Source organism: Phenylobacterium sp. (assembly GCF_036402295.1).
In the GTDB taxonomy this organism is placed as follows: Bacteria; Pseudomonadota; Alphaproteobacteria; order Caulobacterales; family Caulobacteraceae; genus Phenylobacterium.
Genome location: NZ_DASWTE010000267.1, coordinates 1 through 2,860 on the forward strand (window position 1 = coordinate 1; position 2,860 = coordinate 2,860).

Here is a 2,860-nt window from a genome sequence, read left to right on the forward strand (position 1 = left end):
GCTCGGCGCCGATGGGGCCGCGCGCCGGCGCCGACAAGGTCGCGCGGTCGATGATCTCGGCCGCGCCCAGGGCCACGAGATAGGCCTGCTCCTGCGGCCGGCCGGTGGAGGCGACCACCCGGTAACCCAGGCGAGAGAGCAACGCGATGGCGACCGATCCCACCCCGCCGGCGGCGCCGGTGACGAGGACATCGCCCTTGTCCGGGGTCACGCCGCCATGCTCGAGGGCCAGCACGCTCAACATGGCCGTATAGCCCGCCGTGCCGATCGCCATCGCATGGCGCGTGGAAATGGCCTCGGGGAGCTTGTTCAGCCAATCGCCCGGGACGCGCGCGCGCTCGGCGTAGCCGCCGTGGTGCGTCTGGCTGAGGCCCCAGCTGTTGACGACCACCCGGTCGCCGGGCGCGTACCGGCTGTCGGAGGAGGACTCCACGACGCCCGCCAGGTCGATGCCGGGCACGAGGGGGAAGGTCTTGATGATATTGGCCCCGCTAAGCGCCAGGCCATCCTTGTAGTTCACGGTGGACCACTCCACCGCGATGGTCACCTCTCCCGCGTGCAGATCGGCCTCCTCCATGGCCTCCACCTGCGCCACCACCGCCTCGCCGCTCTTGCGCGCCACCAAAGCCCTGAACGTCATGTTCTTCTTCCTGGAAATTTGAGGTCTGTATTTGTCGGAGTACAGCCGCCGTCTCTCACCCGGCGAGCAGTACGATCTTGCCGGCGACCGATCGGGTCTCCAGAGCCCGCTGCGCCTGCGCCGCGTCGCGCAGCGGGAAGGTGGCGCCGATCAGCGGCGACAAGGCACCGTCTCCAACCAGCGTCAACACGTCCGCGAGGTCCTGCCGGTAGGCGAGCGGGCGCGCATCGCGCCAGGGCTGGCAGTTGTAGGTGACGACCCCCTGGCCTTTTCCGAACAGGGACAGGCTGGAGAAGCTGGCGTTGAGCAGCAGGCCCGCGATCGCCAGCGGGTTGACCTTGCCGTCGCGGGTCATGTCGTAGGCGCCGTAGAGGACGCCCCGCCCACCGGGCCGCAGGGAGGCCATGGAGACCTTCTTGAAGTGCTTGCCGCCCAAATGGTCGAAGGCCGCCACCACGCCGCCGCCGCTCAGGGCCCGCGTTCGCGCCGCCACATCTTCGCTGCGGTAGTCGGCGGGCTCGGCGCCGTAGGACCGGATGACATCGGCCTTGTTCGCCGAGGCGCTTCCGACCGCCTTGACGCCGGCGAGCCGGGCCAGGTCCAGGAGGAGGCTGCCGACGCCGCCCGCCGCCCCGTGCACCAGCACCCACTCGCCGGGGGCGGGACTGGCGATCCGGTGGAACATCTGCCACGCGGTGACGCCGTTCAGCACGGCGGCCACCAGCTTGGCCGCATCGACGCCTTCAGGCGCATGCGCCAGCCACCGGGCATCGACGTTGCGTCGGGTCGCATAGGATCCGGAGACTGTCACGCCGGCCACCCGCTGGCCGGCCTCCAGCCCCGCGACGCCCGGCCCGATGGCCTCGACCCGGCCGACGAAATCGTAGCCCGGCGTCACCGGCGCCGACTGCCCTGCATACAGGCCCTGGCGCATCATGATGTCGGCGTAGGCGACGCCCGCCGCCTCGATGGCCACCCTCACCTCGCCCGGTCCCGGCGGCGGCAGCCGCCGCTCAAGCGGCCTCAGGACGGTGGCCGGCCCTTTGCGGGGCGCATGCATCTCGAAGGCGTCGTCGATCATTCCGGTTTCCTCGGAGGCATGCGCCGCAGGCGCGTCTAGGCCGGCAGCCGCATCTGCTTGCGCAGGCTCTTGTCGAAGGCGTCGGAAGGCGCAAAGCGACGCAGGACGCTGATCTGACGCGCGACCTTGCCGGCGGGATAGCGGCGGCGCGGACGGCTCGTGGTGGCCGCCAGCAGCACCGCCTGGGCGACCACCTCCGGGGGATCCGCGGTCGTCATGACGTCCTCGATCAGGGAGCGCACGCCCCTGCGGGCCTGGTCGTATTCGCGGATTGGCGCATCGGGCGGGAGGGAATTCTGGTCGAAGACGCTGCGGGTGTAGGCCGGCTCGACGAGCGAGACCCGAATGCCGAAGGCGCGAAGCTCGTGGTCGAGCGACTCCGAATAGCCTTCCAGGGCATGCTTGGTCGCCGAATAGTGCGCCGAATAGGGGGCGGGGATCAGGCCCAGGACGGAACTGATGTTGATGATGCGCCCCCCGCCCCGCTGCCGCATGGCCGGCAGAACGGCGTTGGTGGCCCGAATGACGCCAAACAGATTGACGTCGAACAGCGCCTGCACCTGGGCGATCGAGGACTCCTCCGCGCCGCCCTGAAGGCCGATCCCGGCGTTGTTGACGAGCACGTCGATGCGCCCGGTGCGCGACAGCACGCTCGCGATCATTCCCCTGACGGACTCGTCGTCGGTGACGTCGCAGTTCAGCAGCGAGACCTGTTTGGGATTCGCGCCCGTGACGCGGCGACTGGTCCCGAAAACCGTGAAGCCTCTCTGGGCCAGCGCCTCGGCGGTGGCGCGACCGATGCCCGTCGAAGCGCCGGTGACGATCGCCGTCTTTCCAGTGGATAGGGTCATGGGCACTCCCTGCGCCCCAAGATCGAGGCCCGACAATTGCATTAAAATCATAATATGGCATTATAGTCGTAATGCAATGGGCTGAACCGATATGAGGACGCATGCGCTACGAAAAGGGCCGCAAGGACGTCTCTCGCCGCCGGATCACCGAGGTGGCGGCCGAACGCTTCCGCCGGGACGGCATCGCCGCCTCGGGCCTGGCCGGCATCATGAGCGACGCCGGGCTCACCAACGGCGCCTTCTATCCGCACTTCGGGTCCAAGGCTGACCTTGTCCGCGAGAGCCTCG

The 2,860-nt window shown here is 69.2% G+C and carries 4 protein-coding genes; 1 reads left to right on the forward strand and 3 read right to left on the reverse strand.

The window, feature by feature from the left end; genetic code table 11:
- The 3 genes from VGD44_RS16375 to VGD44_RS16385 all read right to left on the reverse strand — a co-directional run.
- Positions 1-640 (reverse strand): alcohol dehydrogenase catalytic domain-containing protein (locus tag VGD44_RS16375; RefSeq protein WP_331089007.1); only part of this gene is annotated, 640 nt, incomplete at its 3' end.
- A gap of 55 nt (positions 641-695) precedes the next feature.
- Entirely contained in the window at positions 696-1,721 is a 1,026-nt protein-coding gene (locus tag VGD44_RS16380) for a medium chain dehydrogenase/reductase family protein (RefSeq protein ID WP_331089009.1), read from the reverse strand.
- A gap of 35 nt (positions 1,722-1,756) precedes the next feature.
- A complete protein-coding gene (locus tag VGD44_RS16385; RefSeq protein ID WP_331089011.1) occupies positions 1,757-2,614 on the reverse strand; it encodes an oxidoreductase in 858 nt (285 codons plus the stop codon).
- Positions 2,615-2,673: 59 nt separating this feature from the next.
- Between VGD44_RS16385 and VGD44_RS16390 the strand changes: the two genes are divergently transcribed.
- Positions 2,674-2,860: TetR family transcriptional regulator (locus tag VGD44_RS16390; RefSeq protein WP_331089013.1), on the forward strand; the 187-nt coding region annotated here is incomplete at its 3' end.